Below are 22,920 nucleotides of genomic sequence, written 5' to 3'. Positions count from 1 at the left end.
TCTGTTCCATGAGGGTTGTTGGATGTTGTGGTGATTTCCCTCAAACCCTCTTCCTATCTCCCTTTACCACTTTTGTCCTGTACTGAGAGATATTACTTCTCCTGACGTTTCCATTAAATACGCTAAAGTAGCTCTATCTACACCTTTCCTGCTGTAAAACGACGCACTACTATAGTATTCCGTAGATTGTAGGTCGGTAGTCTCTGCTTAATTAATCCATCTAGGTACAATCCATCGATAACACAATTGAAGAATCTAGTGGTGAAGTTACCGAGATTAATATACTGGGAAAAATGAGAAGGGAAGACGAGGTTAAATGAGTTTTCAGATATTCTGATTGTCCAGACATTTTCGCAGTCGTTCATTAATCGGAAAGTATCGTCTTTTCCCATTTTTTGTGGATTTCAAAATACCTAGTGAATACGATTTATTGAATCTAATTTTCCCATCCTGAATATCATCCCACGTCAAGGCACAAGCCTCACCAGGACGGCATCCTGTTAGAATCAGGAATTCTACAAAATAATGATAATGGCTGTGTGGGTACTGAGAGGATAACGGTTTATATTTATCGCATTCAAAGGCATCTAATATCGCTTCTATTTCTGTCCCTGAGTACGCTTGTTTAGTGCGTTTAGATTCTTTTTTCTCTTTCGGTATTTGTTGCTTCAGTCTACTCCAATAGGATTCATCAATCCTCCCATGGAAAAACGCAAAATTAGATGCTGCTACTAAAGACGCTACTACTCTTTTGAGTGTCGCTACGGAGTAGTAATCAAGCAATCGAGGTATTACCCTGTCAATATGACAGGGTAATACCTCACTACTTTGATTCTCTGGGTGAATTTTCGGTATTCTATTTTTGTCTGACATTGAGAAGTTGCCTTATTATTGCCCTACAGACGAGGCAACGTCACTTTGTAGACACACTAGAGATGTTGGGATACTTGTTTCAAAAGAAGCCCGTGACGAGGATTGAACTCGTGACCTCACCCTTACCAAGGGTTAAATGGTGAATCATCGTTTGTTCATGGATATACACACTCTATCTCATCTTTAGTCGATTGTGTCCACTGTGTGTCCATGGACGGGCAATGGTTGATGAGTTGTTCAACTTTTGAGCCAAAAAAAGAGAGTGGGCACAATGACCTACTCTGTTGGTTAGCTAATCATCTTTACCTACAGCATTTAATGCAGCTATTCCTATAAGGTTGAATAAGTGTTAATAACGGATATTGCGAGTTATCTAATGAATAAACTACAAAAACACCTTAGATGGTTGAGAGATTGGCTCAAAGCACGTGACACCATTGATGTGTTTAACGTGCTAATACCTTGTGTGGTGATATTAACTGCTATAGTCTACATGCTCAGATAATTAAAAAACCGAGTAAGTCATCACACTTACTCGGTTAATGGGCTACAAATATCTCATACAACTATCCCCTTCATTTTCTAACCCCACATACGTTGCCATTAAACGCCCCCTATCACTTCTCAACCCACGTTGTAAACTCTCTGGACTATCTGGGTTATCTACTCTCTCCCACCAATAACCAAATCTATCCGTCACCCTATGACCCGGTAGAATTGCCCTCATCATCTTATGGGTAAAGTGACCGGTTCTCATTAACTGTTCCTTGTTCAGCACTTTACCCGCGTAAGGGTTGGTTTTTGGTCTGGGGGTGAGTATCTCATCAACCTTAGCCCGGTGACTTTTCTTGGCTTCATCACGTCCCGATCGGGGGGATGAAATGATTTTCTTGTCACCCTCTAGCCGGTAAACAATCCCCCCATCATCAAAGTCAACGGTAATGATTTTGCGCTTCAAAAGTTCGGCAACAATCTGGGATGAAATGTAAACCCCATCAGACATAGAGCCATAGCCAATTTTCTCTAGTAGCGCTTTCGTCTGGTCAGATAGCGTTAACGTTGTTCGGTTCCGATTAGCCCCCTCTTTTCTTGATGCTTGAGAGTGTAAACCATCTTTCTGTGTACGCATAATCAGTGTCACCGTTATTAGGGGTTACATTAATTATGCATACAATCAGTGTCACTATTTAGAGGGGAAGGATGTCCTCTTCCGGTTTATTCTGTTTTCTCCTAATATTTTAGCAGGAAGAAAATGTAGATGTGTGATGGTCACTTTTACCCTAAAATTTTAGGGTAAAAGTTAGTAGTAGAGGGAATAAGAGAAAGGGTGGTTATTTCCGAATTAAAGAATCCCCATCAAGCACATTTTACTCAATGGGGACTGGCGATTTATTGGATGTCTTATAAATCTTTAAAAGGCGTTGCTATACAAGTGTACAGTAGTATTAAGTTCCGCAGAGACAAGGTGGTTTTCTAGGAAGAAAGAAACACCTTCCTTATCATCAATCCACGCTTGAACTCTTGGGTCAGGGTGCGAGAAATTAGGGTCAAATCTAACCCAATACTCCCATCGATTAGCAGGGCGACGAAATCGATTGGCAAACAAACAAAACTGAACGAATTCAACTGTATGAATATAAGGGCTTTCTGCAAACTCCTCATAGTTAAGCTGAACCTTATCCCCTACGTTGAAACGATTCGCCCCTGGATAATCTGACTCGTTGATGTAGGTGTAAATCTGAATCTTATCGTCATCTGCTTCCACAAAGGAATCCTTACAGGGCAAGGGTTTCAGTCGTTAGATAATACATTGCATATTACATAAGGAGTCCAGTTCATTGCATATTACTGCTGTACGGTAGTATTGCACCCCTCCACTTATACAGATAGTTTGCGTCATAGATTCATTGCAGACTACTACTGCACAGTAGATTTATTGCACCCTATCAATCTGCAAAGAGGATATGGATTGCACATTACCGGCAAATAGACATTCAGGGGAAAGGCTGTCCTATCACAACCCTATAGGAGACTGATAGGACAGAGTGAAAATAAAGTGGGAGTTGTCATGGCTTGACAAAAGAAAATTATGGCTACCTATGACGATAGCCATGTGAGGATGATTGCCAAGGGGAGTAATGATTTTATTCTTCCCTGGGGGTCAGCTTATCAGGGGAGTAGTAGTAAGTGTCGTTCCAGCACTCTTCTCTACTCGTTCCAACGTTGACTTTTAATCCCCATTTACCGTCCTTGTTCTGTGGGTGAGTGATAACCCCCTCCATAGAGGCACCATGAGTATCTTCAACCCAAACGTTATCGCCTACAGAGTAGCTATCAGACTTTTCTCTAGGCGATAACTCTTCTAACGGGAATCGGTAGGATATCCATTTTTCTTTACTGGACTTGAACTCTACTTCCCACTCCCCATATTTATCAGGGGGGTTGGTAATGATTCCCTCCCGTTTGCCGTTGGCAGTAGTGACCCAAACGTTATCCCCCCTAGAGAACGGCAAGTCGTCCTGATTTGGGTTTTGGGATTTTACTGTCTCAACTGTCTTGTCATTCCGTATCCCTTGTCCTGACTGGGTTTGAGGACAAGACAATTCACTGTCTTGCATTGTCTTGTTATTGTCTTGATTGTCTTGTTTGCCTTGTTTGCCTTGTTTGACATCATCAGATGAGACAATTGAGACAGTATGAGACAATAAATTTTCCTGTATTGTCTCGTTGTCAATTCCTTGTGTCGAAAGGGTTTCAGGGTTTTGAGACAATTGAGACAGTGAATTCCCAAAGTTTTGATTGAGTTTATCCAATGACTCAACAACCCATCCTCTGACCTGCTTCCCATTCTGGTAAAATTTGCTCGGTTGATAGCCCAAGTGGGTCAGACAATCTTTAATCCGTCTTGCCTCCCTTGAGTTGTAAGTCTTAGGCTCATCCATACCTAAATGTTCAAAGCAATCCCTAACCGTAGTCGCCTGCTCTCCCTTTTCAATGAGTGCATCCCTGAGAAACTCTACCCATGGGTCTTGGGACTCATAACCCTCATTATTGATGGCTAACGCTTCCTCTTCAAGCTCTGATAGATACCACTTTTCACCCCTAGCCCATAGAGCGTATGCAGCGCCCCATATCTTGTCCCGTTCTTGAGTGAGTAACTCACGATTGACCCGTCCGTTACAGGAGATAACCCAGAACCGTCTAGAGCCTGTGGGGTCATTAAGAAACTGTGTCTGGTTGGTTGTGCCACAGACGACAAACCCGCGCTTACACTTCTCTGTCTTGCGTCCATAGGGGGGTCTGATTTGGTCAGTAGTTGCTGACATGGACTGCTTTATCTTGCTGATAGCCGTCTTGCTGAAAGCGTTTTCAATCTCTGCCAGCTCAATAACCCATGATTGGTGAGCCTTCAATAACTCATCCTTGTTGCTACTGTCTAGCTTATCTAGAGAATCGGTGAACCAGTCACCCGCAAGGACGCTAAAAAATGTTGATTTCCCGATACCTTGGGAACCATGGAGGACTAGCGCTGTATCCATCTTGCATCCTGGTGTCATAGCCCTTGCTACAGCGCCTATAAGCCACTTAACAAGGAAGGTTTCATGCAATGACTCCCTTGTGCCTAGATAGCGCTTGGCAAGCCCGTCTAGCACCGATAAATCGTTCCCATACTTCTCATGACATCCCTTGAGATACTCCTGTATGGGGTGATAGCTGTCCTTCTTAGCAGAGATACCCAGGACGCGATAGAACGTATCAACGGAGGTGTACAGGTCGTTGTCAGCACAGCCACGCACCCATAGCGCGTCACCATCAACGCCTTCTCCAGGGGATGCTTCAATCTCTTTAGACAGTTCGTTAAACCTAAGCTGAACCCCTAACCCATCAATAGCTAATTCTGCTTTCTCAATGGGGGAGAGTTTAGCGCTACCGCTTCCCCTCTTTTGATCGGTTTTTCCTTTGGCTTTTGGCTCTGGGAATTGCTTCTCCCATTGAGCTATCGTCATCGCCAGTTCAATCACCTTATCAAAGTCGCCACCGTTGACGATAAAATCATCCATCCCTTTAACGTCCTTGATTGTCAGATTCTCACGGGTAAGGATGTCGGTTGCTTCCCACGTCCCGACCCGTACTTTACACCCCCTATCTTCTAATACTTTCGCCAGTTTACGCCACGCTCGGTAAACGTCCGGGTTTGCCCTAAAGTCAGAGTCAGGGATTAGGGTTACAGGTCTATCCTTCCCACAAAAGGTTCCCAGGGTATCTACCAGCTCAGTTGACTCCGGCTTGAGTCCCATTGTGCAACCTGGAATGGACAGAGTTATATGACCGCTCTCAAGTCCACGCGCTGCCTTTTTTGCCCCTTCTGTGATGACGATAGGGAGGTCATCAAAAGCGGTTAACAACACCCATAATTCTTTGTTGGGTTTGACCGTAGCCAAGTGTTGTTGATTTTTTTGGGCTACCAGTGGAAAATCATTTAACTTTCCCTGAAACAGGAGAGCATCATAACTACAGTCCTCTCCCTCTCCTTTCTTCCTGCACTTGTACTTAGCGCCCTTTCCAGGATTCTTTAGCCGCAGTTGCCAAGACTTCCTGTTTGGTTTCCCATCAGCGCCTATGCCAGTAACGGTAAACCCAGATTCATGGCGTTTGAACTGCTCTAACAGGGTTGGGTTGGTGATTCCCGATTTTGCCATCTGTTGAGCAAACCAGTCCTCTGGCGAAACGTGAGAGTGGTTCTCATTTTGTGGTATACTGGTAGTATTAGAAGGACTACCCGTTGCGGACACGGCGGTATCTGTAATACTATTGTTCATTAGATATTTGAATTTTTTGGATGACCGGCAGGGGTAACCTCCGGTCATTTCTTTTTTTGTGGTTACCCCACATTCAATCATTTTACATTAACGCTCTCTACTTAAAGTCTTTCAATCACCTCTAACGCTTCCTTTATTTTGGCTTTAATCTTGCCTCCTGAGTTTGCTTTTAATGATAGAGCGTCATTTAATATTTCAATGACTTTATCTAACTCAGTGGGACGGTTATACGGTTGTAAATCCCCACAGTCTAGCGCTCTAGCGTAAGCTAAAACGTCATCTATTAGCGTCACTGGTATCCTTACCGGTTTAGTCTCCTTACATGATTTCCATGTGCTGTGAACGGGCTTCAATCCGGTTGTGTTGCTCTTGCGCTTCATCTTGTGCTATCTATTTTCTCTCTACCGTACAGTAGCATGGTAGGAAAGGTCAAGCGCTGTTATACTTTCTTCTTATAATTAAAATAGTGATGATAGATAAGTATCTACTGTTCAGTAGGTGCAAGTATCACAGCAATTTACCCTAAATATTTAGGGTAAAATTCCTTTAAGACGTTAATCAGCTATTTATCCCTGGCAACTCAACATCCTCATCAGGTGAAAAGTAATGTTTATCTAACATCTCCCCAGACGTTTCAAATAACTTTGCAATAGTAGCCCTATCTATTCCCTTTCTTAAATAAAGGGATGCCGATGTATTCCTCAAGTTATAAGTAGGGAGTTTCTGTCTGATTATCCCATCATTAAATAACCCATTGACTATTCGATTAAATACTTTTGTGGTGAAGTTGTAAAGGTTAATGTAGCCGCTTTTGAAGGATGGAAATACCAGATTCAAAGAATTGTAACTCCTAGGATTCCTGTGCTGCATGGCAAGACATTCCTTTAATTGCTCATTGATTGGAAAGTATCGCGTTTTTCCATTTTTTGTACTCTTCAATACCCCTAGCGAATAGGACTTATTGAAGCGTATTTTTTCCCCTTCAATATCACCCCAAGTTAGCGCTATCGCCTCACCAGGACGGCAACCGGTCAACACCAGAAATTCCACAAACCGATAATAGTAGCTATGGGAGTAGGCGTTTTTATTGGGGCAATACCTATCTCTTTTGAACGCTTCTAGAATGGCTGTAACTTCATCTACTGAGTAAGCCTTCTGTGTTCGTTTACTTTCCTTTTTACCCTTTGGTAATTGTGCTTTTAACCTTCTCCAATAATTCTTAGATATCTTCCCATTTCTGAATGCAAGGGTTGATGCTGCTGAAATGGTGGGTAATACTCTGTGAAGTGTGCCGACAGAGTAATGCCCCATTAACACCCCTACAACGGTATCTGATTGCTTTGGGTCTAACTGCTCTGGTGATAATTTCTTGATAGCGTTATCCACTGCTACCCAATGGTTCTTTTGTGTGGTGAGTGGGGTATACACCTGATTTACTTCCTTGTAAAACCCCCAAACGTCATCTAGACCCCAACGATTAGACTCCTCTATGAAGGCATCTATGGCCTCTTCATTCTGTCTATGATTTTGGGTATACCTTCTCAGTGATGGGTCAAACGTTCCTAACTGGATATCCCGTTTAATCTGACCGATTACACTTTGGGTGATACTCATATCCAATGGGTCATCATACCTACCCAATCCTGATAGAGTGTATCGTTTACCTAGATAGCACCATCTTAGGCGTATGTACCCATTACGATTTTCTGGCTTGATTTTTGGCAGTCTCTTTTTCATGGTGCATTTTGTGGCTATATTTTGTCCACAAACACACAATGAGTCATCTAGGGAGTTACCCCAATCGATAGAACCCTTACAGACTAAGAAGCCCGTGACGAGGATTGAACTCGTGACCTCACCCTTACCAAGGGTGTGCTCTACCACTGAGCTACACGGGCAATTCATTAGCTAAACTTTCAATTCTAACTGCGTGTTAGAAGAGACGGTGATGGGCCGAGCTGGATTTGAACCAGCGTAGGCATAGCCAGCGGATTTACAGTCCGCCCCCATTAACCACTCGGGCATCGACCCTTTCGCTCACTGACTCCTTAATTTAGCATAAGGTTTAGTAAAAACACAACCCCCTGGGGATTTTTTTTGAGATGGAGGTTTATCGATCTGGGAAACTCTCATGAGATGCTGATGAGCGGGGCGATCGCGCCCTTCCCGGTAAGCCCGGAATCCATCGGCGGTCTTTGGGGGATTTTGCCGTGCGTCCGGGACGGGGGGGACGATGGGGAAAGTCACTTTCATCATAAATTTCACCCACTAACTCTTCTAAGACATCTTCGAGAGTGACCAGTCCTACGGTGCCCCCATACTCATCCACAACGATCGCCAAATGAATCCGACTTTGGAGCATTTCCTTCAACAGATCGCTCACCCCTTTCACCTCCGGCACATAGACAGGTGAATCCATTCCGGCTGTCACTGGGGCTAAATTACGCTCTCCTGGGGGGAGATTTTTCAGGGTTTGGAGGGCGCGTTTGAGGTGAACGACACCGAGGATTTGATCTTTTGACTCTTCCTGAACGGGAATTCGGGAAAATCCAGTTTCTAAACAGAGATTCACCAACTCTTGCAACGTGGCTTCATGGGAAATGGTACGCATATCAATGCGGGGTTTAACCACATCTTTCGCGGTCAATTCATCGAGCATCAGGGCTTTATTGAGCAACTCATGCTTATAGAAATCCAGTTTTCCTTTACCGCCCAAAATCTCAATCATCAATTGCAAATCTTGCAGGGAAGCATCATCCTGGGTAGTGTTGCCCTGGAAAAAGCGAATCGCACTTTGGGCAATCCATTCCAGAAAATCAATAATACCGATCGCCGATAATGCCCGAGATAGCCAATAAATCGGTCGCACCACCGCCTTAAAAAAGGCCAACACATTATTGATCGCCAGGGACTTCGGCGTGATTTCGCCAAAAATCAACACCAGAAACGTAATGACTGCGGTTGCCACCCCTAACCCCGCATTGCCTAACCAGAGGGCAAAGAGGTTACTGGTGAGGACAGCGGAAAAATTATTAATCAGGTTATTGCCAACGAGGAGAGTAGTAATAAACCGAGTCCGTTGCTCTAGAACCAGGCGAAAAATCCCTTGAGGGTCTCCCTGTTCCTTAATTAGGGCACGAAGTTTGAAGTTATCGAGGGCAGTAATGGCCGTTTCTGAGCCAGAGAAGCAGGCTGAGAGGACTAACATGACCATTAAGACTGTTGCATCTAGCCAGATGGAGCCAAGCAAAGGACCACTTTCAGCCGCTGCCAGCAGATGGGAAGTAAGAGGGTGGGGAATCACCAGAATGTTGGATAAGAAAGCAATACTTAATTATGGATGATTCATGATGCTATTCAAGGGGGATTTCGGCAAAGTTTTTCAGTACTACATCGATCGCCGATAGAGTAACCAGACAAACAGGGGGGAACCCAGAAGAGCCGTGACTGCACCAACGGGTAATTCTACAGCGCCTAATCGGGAGAGTAAGTCTGCTAAGGTTAGCACCCAAGCGCCTCCAAGGGCAGAGAGGGGAATAATCCAACGGTAATCATTACCACCGATCAGTAAGCGAATACCATGGGGAACAATGAGACCGACAAAACCGATTAATCCGGCAATACTGACGGCTCCAGCAGCCAGTAGGGTGGCAATAGAGCCGATGAGCAGACGCGATCGCCCCAAGGATACGCCTAATCCTACCGCTAAATCATCGCCTAAATTCAGGACATTGAGCGATCGGGCTAAGAGAATAGCACCTATCAACGCCAAAATTAAATAGGGAGCCGCCACTTGTACCTCTGCCCATCCCCGACCATTCAAGCTGCCTACCAACCAATTGAGCGCCTGCTGAATGCGGCTATCTGCGGATAATAACAGCAATGTGGTCTGCACTGCCCCAAATAGGGAAGAGACCGCCACACCCCCTAAAATTAAGCGCTCTACAGAGATGCCATTCACACTGCGAGCCAACCCATAAACGAGGGTTGTGGTTAAAACTGCACCTAACCAAGCTCCCAAGGGTATCCAACTTTGAGCAACCCCCAACGTCACCATAGCAACGGAGACTAAACCCGCACCGGCAGAAATACCGAGTAAAAAAGGGGTAGCTAAGGGATTGCGTAACATGCCTTGCAATAAAGCGCCAGAGGTTCCCAAAGCCGATCCCACACAAACAGCAGCGACGACTCTGGGCAGTCGCAACTGCCAAATAATGGTTTGATTCACTGTATCTCCCTGATGCCAGAGGGCTTCCCAGAGTTCGGTTTGAGTCAGGGAAACAGCCCCAAATGAGAGGGACAGAGCTAAGGTTAAGCCTAAGCCAACGGCGATCGGCAGGAGAATGGAGAAGACACGAATAGGAGTCACGAGCGTCAAGACTTAATCAAGAATGAGTAATATTACAATTGAACAATTGATGTTATCCCAGTATCGATGAATATCACCCGCAAATGGTCAGCCAAACAGCAAAAAGCTAGAGAAATCCTGATCCGGCTGAAGCGTTTGTATCCCGATGCCACCTGTACCTTAACTTATGAAACGCCCGTACAGTTGCTGGTGGCGACCATTTTATCCGCCCAATGCACGGATGAGCGCGTGAATCAAGTGACTCCAGAATTATTCCGACGCTATCCGGATGCCCCTGGGTTAGCAGATGCACCGTTAGAGGAATTGGAGGCTTTGGTGCGATCGACTGGATTCTATCGCAATAAAGCCAAAAATATTAAAGGCGCTTGTCACATGATTGTGCAAGATTTTGGGGGCAAAGTGCCTCAAAGAATGGAAGAATTGCTCAAACTTCCTGGCGTTGCTCGGAAAACGGCTAATGTTGTCCTTGCCCACGGTTTCGGCATTAATATGGGCGTAACTGTTGATACTCATGTCAAGCGTTTAAGCGATCGCCTAGGCTTAACCGAACACAAAGACCCCATTCGCATAGAGCGAGACTTAATGCGCCTCCTGCCCCAACCTGATTGGGAAAATTGGTCAATCCGGTTAATTTATCATGGTCGCGCCATTTGTCAGGCGAAAAAACCGGATTGTGCGAATTGTGTTTTAGCCGATTTGTGTGAGTTTAATCAAAGCTGATCGAGCTGCACAACAACAATTTATCAGTAAATGAAGGTTGGGTTAAGTGCCAGTCAACCCAACTTTCAGAGCTAGAGCTAACGTCATTATGGAGAGATTTTTTGTCCTATAATTACAGTAACTGGGCCGCCAAAAACAGGGCCGATAAAGTTAAGTTCCGTAAAATCACTTGGGTTCAATCCGAGGAAAGTAGCCACAGCAATATCTCCATTCACTCCATCTGTAAAACCCGAACTTTTATTCCGTTCAACGTACAGAAGTGTGCCACCGGTTACTGCTGTCAAGTTCAGACTACCCGCTTGTCCTCCAGGAGAATTGAGATTCATTTGTCCGCCAAAGGTTGTGTTGATTGGGGTAGGATCTAATAAAATATCCATGATGGGATAGACTTGCTTGCCAATTTCAACGACATCTTGGTTGGGATCGAAATCGGTGATAAAGTCGGCGTTAGATGGACTTACAGATGCAGGAAGATTTCCTAGCCGAGGAAAGAAACCGAAGAATGGAGAAGTTGGAGGAAACGGAATTTCCGTATTTCCAGGGCCGAGTAGTTCTGTCAAGTTAAAAACAAAGCGGTCTGTCCCATCTGCTATAATTGAGCCATCAAAACCACTGAGAGTGTCACTACCCAAGCCTCCTTCCATAATATCGATGTCATGTCCACCAACGATACTATCATTACCAGCACCACCTAGGAGTGTATTATTCTGGTCTCCACCTAAGACGGTATCATTATCATTTCCACCATCTATGAAATCGTGACCGATACTACCAAGGAGGCGATCGTTTCCTGCCCCACCTTGGATACTATCTTCACCATTACCACCGTCAATAGTATCGCCACCTGAACTCTCTGCACCACCGGCAATGCTGTCATTGCCATTGCCACCAACAATGGAATCTCGACCAGAGTCATTGGTTCCACCACGGATAGTATCGTTTCCATCTCCTCCAATGAGTGTATCACCAGGAGCATTAGACCCTTGATTTCCACCAAGGATGCTGTCGTTACCTTCCCTACCATCGTAGTAGTCTACTCCAGTGGCTCCTACCGCAGAACCCAAGCGACCGATCGTATCATTACCGAATCCACCGTCTATAGTGTCATTGCCTTGAACAGCATCATCACTTGCAGGAATAATGGAATTGACTAGACTCGCGTCAACATCCAGGTAATCATCGCCATTACCTCCCCAAATACTATCGTCATCACGACCACCGGCAACAGTATCGCTACCACCGACAGTATCATCATTAACAGAGTTAAGACCTGCGAAGATACTGTCATTTCCATCTCCACCCTGGATGGTATCGCGACCCAATAGCCCTCCAACGAGAATGTCATTACCTTCTAGTCCATCAAGGTTGAGGTCAAAGTTTAATATGACAGTTGCTAAATTAGAGGTCTGGTTTGTAGCTGTGTTTCTGGTTGTATACTGAAAACTTCCTGGGTCTAATATATTCGGAATAAATGTGATGGTATCACCAGCTAAATCAACTGAATAACCAAACGGATTACTGACGCTATGAACCACCAGGTTATCATTCGGTAAGTCATTAGCTAAGATGTCAGCCGTATTGATGGTAATAGGAACAGTATTATTTTCATTTGCCTGACTAGCAAGAGAGTCGTCGCCTGATGTCCCCGTCACTGTTGCCGAGAAGCCACTTAATGTATCTGGATTAGCTTGTAACGATCCAGGTATGGGCAATTCTGTTGGTAATTCTAAAATCGCCTCAGCCAAACCAAATATGTTGGCTCGTTGATAATCCGTATTCGTGTTGGTGACATTATCATCCTCACTATCTCCATCAAAGATACCATAGCCTGTATTTTTAATCCAAGTTTCAAATTCAGCAGGCGTCAATCTTCGACCTAGTTTTTCCATTGCCAACTGTTGTGCCAAAACTGCCATCCCCGCCACATGAGGTGCTGCTTGCGATGTCCCCGATTTTTCATTGAATCCAGTTCCAGTAGCATCGGCACCATGAATTCTCGCTCCTGGTGCAAAAACACTTGTTAATGTTGGATGGCGTTGTGAAAATGCTGTAATGTCATCTGGCCGGGTATTCCTATTGATCGATGCTACTTCATCAAATGTCACTTCTCCATCGTCATTGAGATCGGCAAACGTGCGAAATTCCGTGTAGGAATTATCAAAAACAGCACCAACTGATAATGAATTTGGATCGGCAGAGGGATATTTTACTCCGGGAACACTTTCATTTGACCAAAAGTTATTTCCTGAAGAAGAGACAACAATGATATTTTTTGCCGCTAAATCTCGTAGCTCATCAGAAAATGGGCCATTACTTTCTGGACTGCTGTAGTTACCATAACCCAACGACATATTGACAGCGACAATATTGTATTCATCGGCATTGTTAACAATCCACTGCAAAGCTTGTTGAATATCGTAGGAGCTTCCTTTTCCTTTGTTGTTTAAAACTTTGAGGTGAATAATATCTGCTCCAGGGGCAACCCCAAGAAAGCGACTATCTGAAGAAGCAACAATACTGGAAACATGAGAGCCATGCCCATTATCATCAATAGCTTCATTGCTCTTATTGTTTACATAATCATGAGTAAACTTGATTCTATTTTCAAAGGCAGGATGCGCCTCATTAATACCGCTATCGAGAATAACAACAGCATAGCCACTTCCATCAACACTATCAAAGCGCTGATCTGCTTTAAAAGTATCAACGCTAATGAGTGGAAGTGATTCATTGGTATCACTTTCTGCAATAAAATCTGATACATCAGTAGTTATTCCAGGCAGTTGAGGAACGATGCGAGTGTTAAGTAGGTAGTTAGTAGGAGCGTCGCTAGTAATGCGTAACCGGTAAGCACCACCAGGGAGTTCTCCAGAGATGACAGAGGTGTTGTTGTTCAGTTGTCCGTTGAGAACGACGTTACCTTCTTCGTCTAAGACATCGACGGTGGCTAAGGCGGTAAGTCCGGTTAGGGATAACTCGAAGGTGTTGGTTGCACCGAGGCTGAATTTGTAGTAGTCGGCAACATCGCTACCGCCGACGCTTTGGGAGAAGGTTCGGGTATTGGAGGCGAGAGAGATGCTGCTGGCGGTTTCTAGGGTGTTGCCGGGATCGGTTTCGATCGCCGTAACTTCAGCAGCAGGTGGCAGGATGGAAAGGCTGGGTGCTGGAGAGGGAGAGGATGAGGGAATATCGGGTACGGAAGGCAGGGGTGAAGGAGTGGGAATGTTGAGGAGGGTGTTGGTGAATTGGGATGCCTCAAGGGTGGTTGCGTCGATGCCTTGGAAGATGCCGATAATGGCTCCGGTGCTGCGATCGCTAACCACACTATCCTCTCCCCTTTGACTCACCAGTAAACTATCAAATGTCACTCCTGAAGCGAGTCCCACTCGATCCTGTCCAGGAGTAAAGTCAACGATGACATCTTCTCCACTGCCTAAAACAAAGATATCTTGTCCGGGACCACCGACTAGGGTATCGTCGCCTAAGTCGCCGTAGAGGATATCGTTGCCGCGATCGCCAGAAACCCAATCATTACCCTGTCCGCCGCGCACGCAGTCATCACCTTGACCGCCATGGACCGTATCGTTGCCCAAATTTCCATTGACATAATCTTCCTGTGGATTTCCGACGATCAAATCATCATCTTTTCCTCCCCAAATGCGATCGGCACCCGTGCCACCTAACATCACATCATTTCCTTGATTACCGTAGAGTTGATCGTTGCCAGCATTACTGGCAATAATATCTGCACCTGCTAATCCCCAAATTATGTCATTTTCTTGGGTTTCAACGATTAAATCATTCTCTGGTGTTCCGAAGCGAATCATCGGTATTGCCTCCTGATTAGGTTGATGAAAAGCCTTTGAAGTGTCAATCTTAGAGGAAAAAAGAGGAGAAATCAGTTTTTTCTGATTTCTTTACCTCTTGAATTTGTGTCTTTGTGTCTCCACACAAACTTTCTTTATTTTAACATACATTTCAGGGTTTATATTGATTTTATTACTAGCATCTATAAAGATTGTTATAGCAAATAAAAGTTCTGAAAATAATTCAGAATCTATCATTATTAATCGACTTTAGATCGAGTCCTATTAAACAATTTTTCTTGCAATCAGAAGGAAGCAATTACAAAGATGATCGAGATTCTTGAGATTGCCTCCTTCCACTCCACTCCATTCTTAATCAGCATTACTTAGACTACAGACTTCCGTAATCTTAAGCCAGTACACACCAGACCCAGTGTTACTAAGCTGATGAGACTCGAAGGCTCAGGTACATCTTTAACTTCTCCAATGCCTCCTGTGATATCATTATCACACTCTAGACCTAGATGATATAAAAAGTCTCCAGTAGAAAATAAGGAAGAATCAAAACTAAAGGCAAAGGTATGATTTCCAGTCGCATTAAAATGAGTAAAATCTAATCCGAGAGTACTCACATCACTGACAAAGTTAATATCACCTAGCTTGGTTCCAGAAGCGATTACATTTTGTACATGACGGCTTTGATCGAAGTATGGATCGGTTGCCGAAAAATCTCCAATGGAAGGGGTGCCTCCATGACTGGTTACCCAATTATTATAGGCGGATAAATTGTCCAGAAGAAGACCATTTTGATTGGCTACATCTGTTGCTGTAACATTACCAAAAACACCCAAACTTGGAGCCGCAGATTCATTATTACTGGAAAAGCGAACACCAAATAGATTCCCATTAGCACTAGCGGTATTGAGGTCTTGTCCTGAGAAATTGAAGAATAAGTCTCCCCAACTCACCTGATTATCATGAGCATAATCACTATGTACTCCTTCTAGAGGAGTATTGGCATTAATTGCCATAAAAATACGATCGCGGGTTTGCTTGATAGCAGTTCCATAAATTTCATACTTGGTTCCACCAACAATATGGCCAGACATACCATCATTAAAAGAGTCAATGGAGTAAGACCAATCATTATGCAAAACAGCCGCTTGAGATGGCAATGTAATACTGACAACAGTCGTGCTACTTAGGATACAAGAAAGAGCAACGAATTCTCTTAAGTTAAACCTGGCCATAAACTTAATGCCTCCAAATTGTAATACGAAGCGAAACCCAAAAATTTGAGCGAGTCTTTATCTCTGGGTTAAGCGAGATGCTACAGGTGTGACCCATAACGTAAGGTTCTGTCGTTGAATAACTTTTACTTCCTGACCGGTGAGCAACGTTGTTTCCTCCGTGCAGGTGGCCGGCCACCAAGAGCCTCGGTAATATACTCGGCCCCGTCCATAGGGAGGAATGGGCTTGTCCACTACTCCTTCCCCTTCGAGGGGAACTAAGGGATCGGAGGTTGTCCAGCAAGGTAATAAGGGAGTGGGAATTGTCACTTTAGGCGATGATGGTCTAGACACACCGCGAAGCCATTGCCACAGGTTAGCCCTAGGAGGGGGTGTTTTATGCCAATTCATAGACATGTCTTCTATGTGATTTTTAGTCTTTATAGTGACACAACTAATTGATACTGAACTTTTCCTGACTTGTCAAGGGGTTTAGGTCTAGATTTACACAAAACGTTACAAATTCTCGTTCCAGGTAGGGGAAATGGCTTATCTCTACCTGGAACCTCGATCGCCCAATACTCTTGGTTAACTAACCGGCTTCCTCTTAGGAGCCTGGGGTTCGACATTGGTTGGAACAATGGGATCTTCAGCGATCGCGGCGTTTTCTGACCAAGCAGACTTGACCAATAACTGGCTAGATGAAGAGGCGATCGCCAAAAAAGTGGATAGGGTTAAACTTAACAAGATAAAGCTTTTCATCGGATTATGTTCAGCAACATTAAGGAACAAAGCTAAACCAAATCAGTTTTTGATTAGCCTTACTTTTACTGTGACTAATTTTGCATTTATCCACCAGATCGGCTAAGATCGCTAACAAGCTGATCTAAAATTGATCTTGACAAAAAAACAATATCAATATGCAGACTCTTAGAGCTTCTAAAAATGGACTCACATGGATCAAAAAGTCTAGAAACCAAAAAGGCTGGACTGTTGATAGCGATAAATGGCTTCTTGAAGCCACCAAAATTCTTGAGCCTAACCGTAAGGATGGCCAACCTTTTGCTGAAGGGATTTCTGAGGGAACGTGGAAACGTTTTCTTGCTGGAAAATACCCCATTAATGCTAATGCCTTCCGTGCTTACTGCCAAGTTTTATCACTGAACTGGGAAGAAGTCATTGATAAAACGAATCCTGAAGATCGTACAGGAATCTGGATACCCAACCTTCGTTGTCGGAGAGTCTGGGGTCGAGAAATTCTCACGACTGAAGTGCTAAATTATCTTAAAGATCCTCAACAGCCCTTAATTTTATCATTGAACGGCACGGCAGGCTATGGAAAAACAGAGGCAGCTTGTCAAATTGCCCAGACAGCCCTCGAACAGAATCTTTTCGCTGAGGTTCTTTGGGTAACCGCTAGGCAAAGTGAATTTGTTGATGGAACCCTTAGCCAAACCAATCAGGACGACACTTTAACTTGGAACCAGTTTATTAATCAGATAGCCCATCAACTAAGTTGTACTCAGCAGAAAGTTCAGGAAAAATTAAGAGAGAAAAAAACACTTGTGGTTTTGGATAATGCTGAGACATCAAATATTGAAGAAATCCTACCTCGGTTGGTCAAAATGCTTAATCCTAGTCGAGCTTTGCTAACCAGTCGTATTGAAAAGAAAGTTCCCTATCTAGGATTGAAGCATGTTCCAGGATTAGAACAAAGATGGTCTTATGCCCTTTTGCAAGATGAGGCAAAGAATAATAATATTTCTGCTTTGTTAAATGCTAGCGAACGCAATTTACAAAGAATATATGAATTATCTTGTGGCGCACCGCTAGCCTTGCATTTTATCGTCGGACGTGTTTGGTATGATGAAGATTTAGAACCGGTTTTGTCTTCCTTAGAAGAAGCGAGTGGAGAAGTGGAAAACTTCTATAAGTTTTCTCTAGAAACTGCATGGAAACATTTGAATGATTCAGCTAAAAATGTATTGCGTTATATGGGTCAACAAGCGGATGCTGGTATAACTTTAGATGAATTATTAGGAACTCAAAAAATCGAGCGGTCAGATTGGTGTGTAGCGAAACGGGAGTTAAAGCAGTGGTATTTGATTCAAAATGTCACAGATGTTGAAGGGAATTATCGCTATGACTTGCATCCTTGGGTTAGGAGAAGCTTGAGAAGTGGCTTAGTGGATAACTGGCAACCCGATTTACAAGAGTTAGAAAATATTGCTCAGTGGAAACTGGGTATCAATTGGTAAGGTTAATCTTTTATTTAAGGAGTAAAGAGACATGTCTTCCATAGACATACATATTTTAGAAGAAAGAAAGAACTTGTTTAATTTGCTCCGAAGTTTAGAGGAAAAGTGTTTATTGGAAAATGAAGATAGGGAACGAGCATTTTCTGTTTTCATGAAAGTTTGGGATGCGCTGACAGATCCTTTGTTCGAGTATGGCTATTGGCATGATTTTAATGATTTTAGTAATGTGGTCATCAGAGTCGCACAAAAGCTGAACAAGGTGCCAGAAGAAGCACAGGCACTGAATGAAATTGGATGGGTTAACATGGAGTGGGGAAACTTTGAGGTTGCGGAAAATAATTTTCTCCAAGCATTGCAAAGGTACGAATCCTTGAAAGATACTCAGAAGCAGTGTAGAACTTTACGTTATTTGGGCGTTTTGTATTCTCAGAAGCAACAAATAGAAATGGCATTGAATTACTATGGAAATGCTTTGAGTATAGCGATTGAAGAACGAACAAAAATATATCGGGAAGATCGAGATCTTTGGAATCTTTGGACTTGTTCAGAAGCAGAGTTACATAATCTCTTGGGGATATATTATCTCAATGAAAATGAGTTAGCTAGTAGCTGCCGAGAACTGAGCTTGTCAATAGATCTTTTAGGTTCTATTGACGATCCATCTTACGAATATTACTTAACCGATCCTCTGATTAATTCGGGGCAATGGTATTTTGTGCAACAAGATCATGAGAATGCCAAAAAGTATTATCAAGAGTCGATCTATCTTAGTAGAAAGATTAACCGAACTGATACGATCGCAAGAGGTTTACTGGCTTTGGCCAAAGTAGCTGAAGCTGAAGGTGATAAGATTGAGGCAATTGAATTGGCAACACAGGCAGAACGGGCGGCTGGTATTGAAATTCCTTTAACTAGAGAAGAGGCAGCCTGTTTTAAGGAGAAAATTTTGGCACAAAAGATAGAATAGTCTGCGATCGCGCAGAGAATATGTGCTGGTAATGGGTAAAGATAGGATATGAATCAAGAAGAATTTGAACAAGTCTACAGTAAATTAACCCATCGCCGTCAACAAGTCCTCAACGGTATTCTTTCCGGTGAGGCAGACGCGAAGATCGCAGAGGCTCTCGGCATTGGCGAACCGGCTATCCGCAAGCATGTGGAGCGCATTGTCGATCAATTCGGTTTAGCCAATTCTGAGTCACAGAACGGACAGCGCCGCTCCAAGCGCTCCGATCTTGTTTCCCTGGTGGCTCGATATAAGCCCGAACTACTGAAAACTCCATTACCCAGTCAAAATGAAGGGGATGACAGTATCCTAGATTTACTGCAAGAGATCCAGCCTATTGAGGCTATTCACAAGAATCTAGAACTGAAACTGCGACTCTGGCAAGACAGTAGTGATAGGAGCCAAAAGAAGCAAATCGGCGATCGCCTCAAAAATACCGGATACGAGACCTATATGCAAGGTGACTTCCCAGGAACCGTATTCTACCTGCAATGGGCGCTCAAATTCGAGATCGACTCTCCCGCAGTCCACTACAACCTGGCTTCAGCCTATGAAAAACTCAGCGACTTTCCCAACGCCTACCATCACTATAATCAAGCAGCTCAAGCCGAAACTCATGCTGCCCATGCTGCCATCAGCAACCTCTCCCGCCTAGACATTTTGAGCCATAATCCAGATACTGCCATTCAACGCATTACTCCCATCCTCGACCAAGTGAAAAATCAAGCCGTTCTATCTACGCTCTATAAAAACCTAGGATGGGCTTACTTCCTGAAAAAAGACCTGTCCCAAGCCGAAACCTGGCTACGAAAATCTGTAGAATTAAATAGCGATCGCGCCGCTCCCCACTGTCTCCTGGCTCAAGTCCTCGAAGCCCAAGACAAACCTACAGAAGCCAGCCAGTCTTGGCAAAAATGTCTAGACTGTGACTCCCATCAAACCCGTTCTATCCATTCTCCCTGGCGATCGCCAGAACTTGACCTTTGGCAGCTAGAAGCTCGGCAACATCTAGACACCAACCTAGATACTCATTCCTTAATCCAAGGATTACACACAGACTCTGAACCCATATCTCTACCCCACTAAGCAATGAATAATGAACAATGAGTCAGGGAGATTGTGGCAGATGAACATTCAGACACCAGACTGGGTAAAACACGCCGTTTTCTACCAAATTTTTCCCGATCGCCTCGCCAAAGGCAAGCCACCCCCAAGCACAACTTATCCCCATCTCCCCCTCGAACCCTGGGACTGTTCCCCAACCGGGCAAGGCTATAAGGGCGGAAACCTTTGGGGGGTGATTGAAACCCTCGATTATTTACAAGATTTGGGCATTACCGCCATTTACTTTACCCCCATCTTTCAATCCGCTTGCAATCACCGCTACCATACCCATGACTATTACCAAGTCGATGCAATGGCTTGATGGAACCCAGTTTGATGGAGTCATGAACTATTTATTTACTGCTCCAACGATCGCCTTTACTGCTGGCGATCGCGTCAATCTCGATCTGGTCCGTAATTCTGCCTATGAACCCTATCCTGCCCTTGATGCTGCCGGTTATGCCAGTAAAATCGAATCCTTACTGCATCTCTATGACTGGGAAATTCAACTGGCGCAACTCAATCTCCTCGATTCCCATGATACCGCCCGCTTAGTCACCATCGCTCAAGGCGATCGCCCCAGCGTCGAATTAGCCACTCTCCTACTCATGACCTTCCCTGGAGCGCCTAGCATCTATTATGGCGACGAAATCGGATTAGAAGGAGCGATCGATCCGGACTGTCGGCGCAGTTTTCCCTCTCCAGAAAAGCGCAGTCTCTCCAGCGATGCAGAGCATCAGCCAAACATCCTCAGCTACCATCGCCAACTCATTGCCCTCAGACACCAGTATCGCGCCCTACGAGTCGGAACCTATCACATTATTTTTGCTCAAGGACTCGTTTATATCTTCGCCCGTCAAGAAACCGATCAAACCCTGATGATCGCCCTCAATGCAGGAGAAGAACCTATTACCGTGCGCTGTTTTCCCAGGAACTTAAATCACATCCCCAAAACCCTAGTTTATGGGCAAGCAGAAATCGAATGGTCAGACAATGGAGATCTCCAGCTCCAACTTCCCCCTCGCCAAGGTTGTATTCTTGCACCCATGGATTGACACGGGGAACGGAGACACGGAGCATAGAGAAGATGGGCAGGATGCTCGCACGCCTCTATTGCCTATTGCCTATTGCCTATTGTCCTCTTAACCTTCCTTGAAGAGAGATTAATCTTAAGCTGTTACCCTAGGTGAGAATAGACGTTCTTAGCCAGCAATATTCTATGAACTCAAGTCTCTCTCGAACCAAAGTCGTTGCTACCATCGGCCCTGCCAGCAATAAGCTAGAAGTGCTGCGAGAATTAGTCCAAGCAGGAATGAGAGTTGCTCGTCTTAATTTCTCCCATGGGAGTTATGACGATCATGCTAAAGTCGTCTCGCGACTGCGACAAGTTTCCGAAGAATTAGATATTCCAGTTACCTTATTGCAAGATTTGCAGGGGCCCAAAATTCGGGTGGGACGATTTCCCGAAGGTGAACTAGACCTAATTCCAGGAGCATCGGTTACCTTGGTTCCCGAAGCTGAATATAACGGCCAAGAACAAACCATCCCCATTGATTATCCCTTTTTAGCCGAAGAAGCTCAATCGGGGGCACAGGTTTTGCTCGATGATGGTTTATTAGAACTCAAGATTATGTCCATCCAGGGCAACCAAGTAGAATGTAAGGTAATCGAAGGAGGTATCCTGAAAAATCGTAAAGGGGTGAATTTGCCCTCTTTAAGCCTACGTTTGCCTTCCATGACAGAGAAAGATAAACAGGATTTAATCTTTGGGTTACACCAAGGAATTGATTGGGTTTCCCTAAGTTTTGTTCGTAGTGCTGAGGACATTCTCACCCTCAGAGAATTTCTGCATGAACATAAAGCTGACCATGTTCAGGTGATGGCTAAAATTGAAAAACCCCAAGCTGTTGAAAATTTAGAAGCCATTATGCAGCAATGTGATGGTTTGATGGTGGCACGGGGAGATTTAGGCGTAGAAATGAGTCCAGAGCGCGTCCCCAAGTTGCAAAAGCGGATTATCCAATTGTGTAATCAACAGGGAGTTCCGGTGATTACCGCCACCCAAATGTTAGATAGCATGATTCGCAATCCTCGGCCGACTCGTGCGGAAGCGTCCGATGTAGCCAATGCAATTATGGATGGTACGGATGCGGTGATGCTCTCAGGAGAATCTGCGGTGGGTGCATATCCAGTGAAAGCGGTGGAAATGTTGGTCAGAATTGCTCGGGATACCGAAAAGGAAGCTGAATTTGTTAATTATCCACCAGCAGAAATTGATGAAACCCATGCCTTAAGTGAAGCTCTGAATACAATTGATAAGATCCTGGATCTGCGCTGTATTGCCTGTTTTACGACGAGTGGTTATACAGCAACTCTGGCGGCAGCGGAACGTCCTAAAGCGCCTGTAGTCGCATTTACTCCCCGCGATCGCGTTTATCATCGCTTAAACTTAGTCTGGGGAGTAAAACCCATGTTGTTGGAAAATCCAGAAGACTCTTTGGAGCAATTAATTCTGCAAATTAATGAGCAACTATTAGCTAAAAATTTAGCCGCTCCAGGGGATAAAATCTTGGTCTTAGGTGGCTCTCCCGTACAGAAAATTCGTGGGACTAATTTTATCAAGATTCACCGGATTCAGGGATAGTTGGCTGGCTGGTAATGGGTAATTGGTCACCTCCTCTCCCCTAGCAATACCTTCGCCATTTTCCCGTAGGTTGGCCTTCACTAGGTTTAAC

At 44.3% G+C, this 22,920-nt stretch carries 17 protein-coding genes, 2 tRNA genes and 1 pseudogene; 6 read left to right on the top strand and 14 right to left on the bottom strand.

Annotated elements, in window-relative coordinates:
* Positions 1 to 324 precede the first annotated feature (324 nt).
* The 10 genes from AC3A14_RS09030 to AC3A14_RS08985 all read right to left on the bottom strand — a co-directional run bounded on the left by AC3A14_RS09030 (position 325) and on the right by AC3A14_RS08985 (position 10,071).
* Entirely contained in the window at positions 325 to 873 is a 549-nt protein-coding gene (locus tag AC3A14_RS09030) for a tyrosine-type recombinase/integrase (RefSeq protein WP_318736057.1), read from the bottom strand.
* 547 nt (positions 874 to 1,420) lie between these two features.
* Entirely contained in the window at positions 1,421 to 2,002 is a 582-nt protein-coding gene (locus AC3A14_RS09025) for a hypothetical protein (RefSeq protein ID WP_318735959.1), read from the bottom strand.
* Between the two features lie 282 nt (positions 2,003 to 2,284).
* Positions 2,285 to 2,638: a hypothetical protein gene (locus AC3A14_RS09020; RefSeq protein ID WP_318735962.1), complete on the bottom strand. Its 354-nt coding sequence runs from the start codon at positions 2,636 to 2,638 to the stop codon at positions 2,285 to 2,287.
* A 379-nt stretch (positions 2,639 to 3,017) separates the two neighbouring features.
* The gene (locus tag AC3A14_RS09015; protein WP_318735965.1) at positions 3,018 to 5,693 is read right to left on the bottom strand and encodes a virulence-associated E family protein; all 2,676 of its coding nucleotides are present in this window, start codon (positions 5,691 to 5,693) and stop codon (positions 3,018 to 3,020) included.
* A 101-nt stretch (positions 5,694 to 5,794) separates the two neighbouring features.
* Positions 5,795 to 5,986 carry a hypothetical protein gene (locus AC3A14_RS09010; protein ID WP_318735967.1) on the bottom strand — a complete coding sequence of 64 codons (192 nt, stop codon included), beginning with the start codon at positions 5,984 to 5,986 and terminating at the stop codon, positions 5,795 to 5,797.
* A 265-nt stretch (positions 5,987 to 6,251) separates the two neighbouring features.
* Positions 6,252 to 7,307 carry a tyrosine-type recombinase/integrase gene (locus AC3A14_RS09005; protein ID WP_318735970.1) on the bottom strand — a complete coding sequence of 352 codons (1,056 nt, stop codon included), beginning with the start codon at positions 7,305 to 7,307 and terminating at the stop codon, positions 6,252 to 6,254.
* 212 nt (positions 7,308 to 7,519) lie between these two features.
* Positions 7,520 to 7,591, bottom strand: a tRNA-Thr gene (locus AC3A14_RS09000).
* Between the two features lie 51 nt (positions 7,592 to 7,642).
* Positions 7,643 to 7,724, bottom strand: a tRNA-Tyr gene (locus AC3A14_RS08995).
* Positions 7,725 to 7,803: 79 nt separating this feature from the next.
* On the bottom strand, positions 7,804 to 8,997 hold the full coding sequence (locus tag AC3A14_RS08990) for a hemolysin family protein (protein WP_318735890.1): 1,194 nt from the start codon (positions 8,995 to 8,997) through the stop codon (positions 7,804 to 7,806).
* A gap of 84 nt (positions 8,998 to 9,081) precedes the next feature.
* Positions 9,082 to 10,071 carry a FecCD family ABC transporter permease gene (locus AC3A14_RS08985; protein WP_413039089.1) on the bottom strand — a complete coding sequence of 330 codons (990 nt, stop codon included), beginning with the start codon at positions 10,069 to 10,071 and terminating at the stop codon, positions 9,082 to 9,084.
* Between the two features lie 57 nt (positions 10,072 to 10,128).
* On the opposite strand from AC3A14_RS08985, the gene nth reads away from it, so the two are divergent.
* Positions 10,129 to 10,782 (top strand): endonuclease III, encoded by a 654-nt coding sequence (gene nth / locus AC3A14_RS08980; protein WP_318700442.1) that lies wholly within the window; start codon positions 10,129 to 10,131, stop codon positions 10,780 to 10,782.
* A gap of 86 nt (positions 10,783 to 10,868) precedes the next feature.
* Here the strand turns inward: nth and AC3A14_RS08975 are convergent, their stop codons facing one another.
* From AC3A14_RS08975 to AC3A14_RS08960, 4 genes are all read right to left on the bottom strand, one after another.
* Positions 10,869 to 14,609 (bottom strand): S8 family serine peptidase, encoded by a 3,741-nt coding sequence (locus AC3A14_RS08975; RefSeq protein WP_487778980.1) that lies wholly within the window; start codon positions 14,607 to 14,609, stop codon positions 10,869 to 10,871.
* Between the two features lie 365 nt (positions 14,610 to 14,974).
* A complete protein-coding gene (locus tag AC3A14_RS08970) occupies positions 14,975 to 15,838 on the bottom strand; it encodes an XDD3 family exosortase-dependent surface protein (protein ID WP_318732740.1) in 864 nt (287 codons plus the stop codon).
* Between the two features lie 57 nt (positions 15,839 to 15,895).
* Positions 15,896 to 16,228 carry an NfeD family protein gene (locus tag AC3A14_RS08965; protein WP_318732739.1) on the bottom strand — a complete coding sequence of 111 codons (333 nt, stop codon included), beginning with the start codon at positions 16,226 to 16,228 and terminating at the stop codon, positions 15,896 to 15,898.
* Between the two features lie 177 nt (positions 16,229 to 16,405).
* Positions 16,406 to 16,579: a hypothetical protein gene (locus AC3A14_RS08960; RefSeq protein WP_318732738.1), complete on the bottom strand. Its 174-nt coding sequence runs from the start codon at positions 16,577 to 16,579 to the stop codon at positions 16,406 to 16,408.
* A 158-nt stretch (positions 16,580 to 16,737) separates the two neighbouring features.
* Between AC3A14_RS08960 and AC3A14_RS08955 the strand changes: the two genes are divergently transcribed.
* The 5 genes and pseudogenes from AC3A14_RS08955 (at position 16,738) to pyk (ending at position 22,829) form a co-directional block, all read left to right on the top strand.
* Positions 16,738 to 18,075: an NB-ARC domain-containing protein gene (locus AC3A14_RS08955; RefSeq protein WP_318732737.1), complete on the top strand. Its 1,338-nt coding sequence runs from the start codon at positions 16,738 to 16,740 to the stop codon at positions 18,073 to 18,075.
* A gap of 112 nt (positions 18,076 to 18,187) precedes the next feature.
* The gene (locus AC3A14_RS08950) at positions 18,188 to 19,042 is read left to right on the top strand and encodes a tetratricopeptide repeat protein (RefSeq protein ID WP_318732736.1); all 855 of its coding nucleotides are present in this window, start codon (positions 18,188 to 18,190) and stop codon (positions 19,040 to 19,042) included.
* A 48-nt stretch (positions 19,043 to 19,090) separates the two neighbouring features.
* A complete protein-coding gene (locus AC3A14_RS08945; RefSeq protein WP_318732735.1) occupies positions 19,091 to 20,167 on the top strand; it encodes a LuxR C-terminal-related transcriptional regulator in 1,077 nt (358 codons plus the stop codon).
* A 40-nt stretch (positions 20,168 to 20,207) separates the two neighbouring features.
* Positions 20,208 to 21,240, top strand: a pseudogene (locus tag AC3A14_RS08940) (alpha-amylase family glycosyl hydrolase).
* A 164-nt stretch (positions 21,241 to 21,404) separates the two neighbouring features.
* Positions 21,405 to 22,829, top strand: coding sequence for a pyruvate kinase (gene pyk / locus AC3A14_RS08935; protein WP_318732732.1), 1,425 nt, complete (start codon positions 21,405 to 21,407; stop codon positions 22,827 to 22,829).
* The last annotated feature ends 91 nt before the right edge of the window (positions 22,830 to 22,920 follow it).

This window comes from Roseofilum sp. (assembly GCF_982964205.1).
This window is presented reverse-complemented; position numbering and strand designations above follow the sequence as displayed.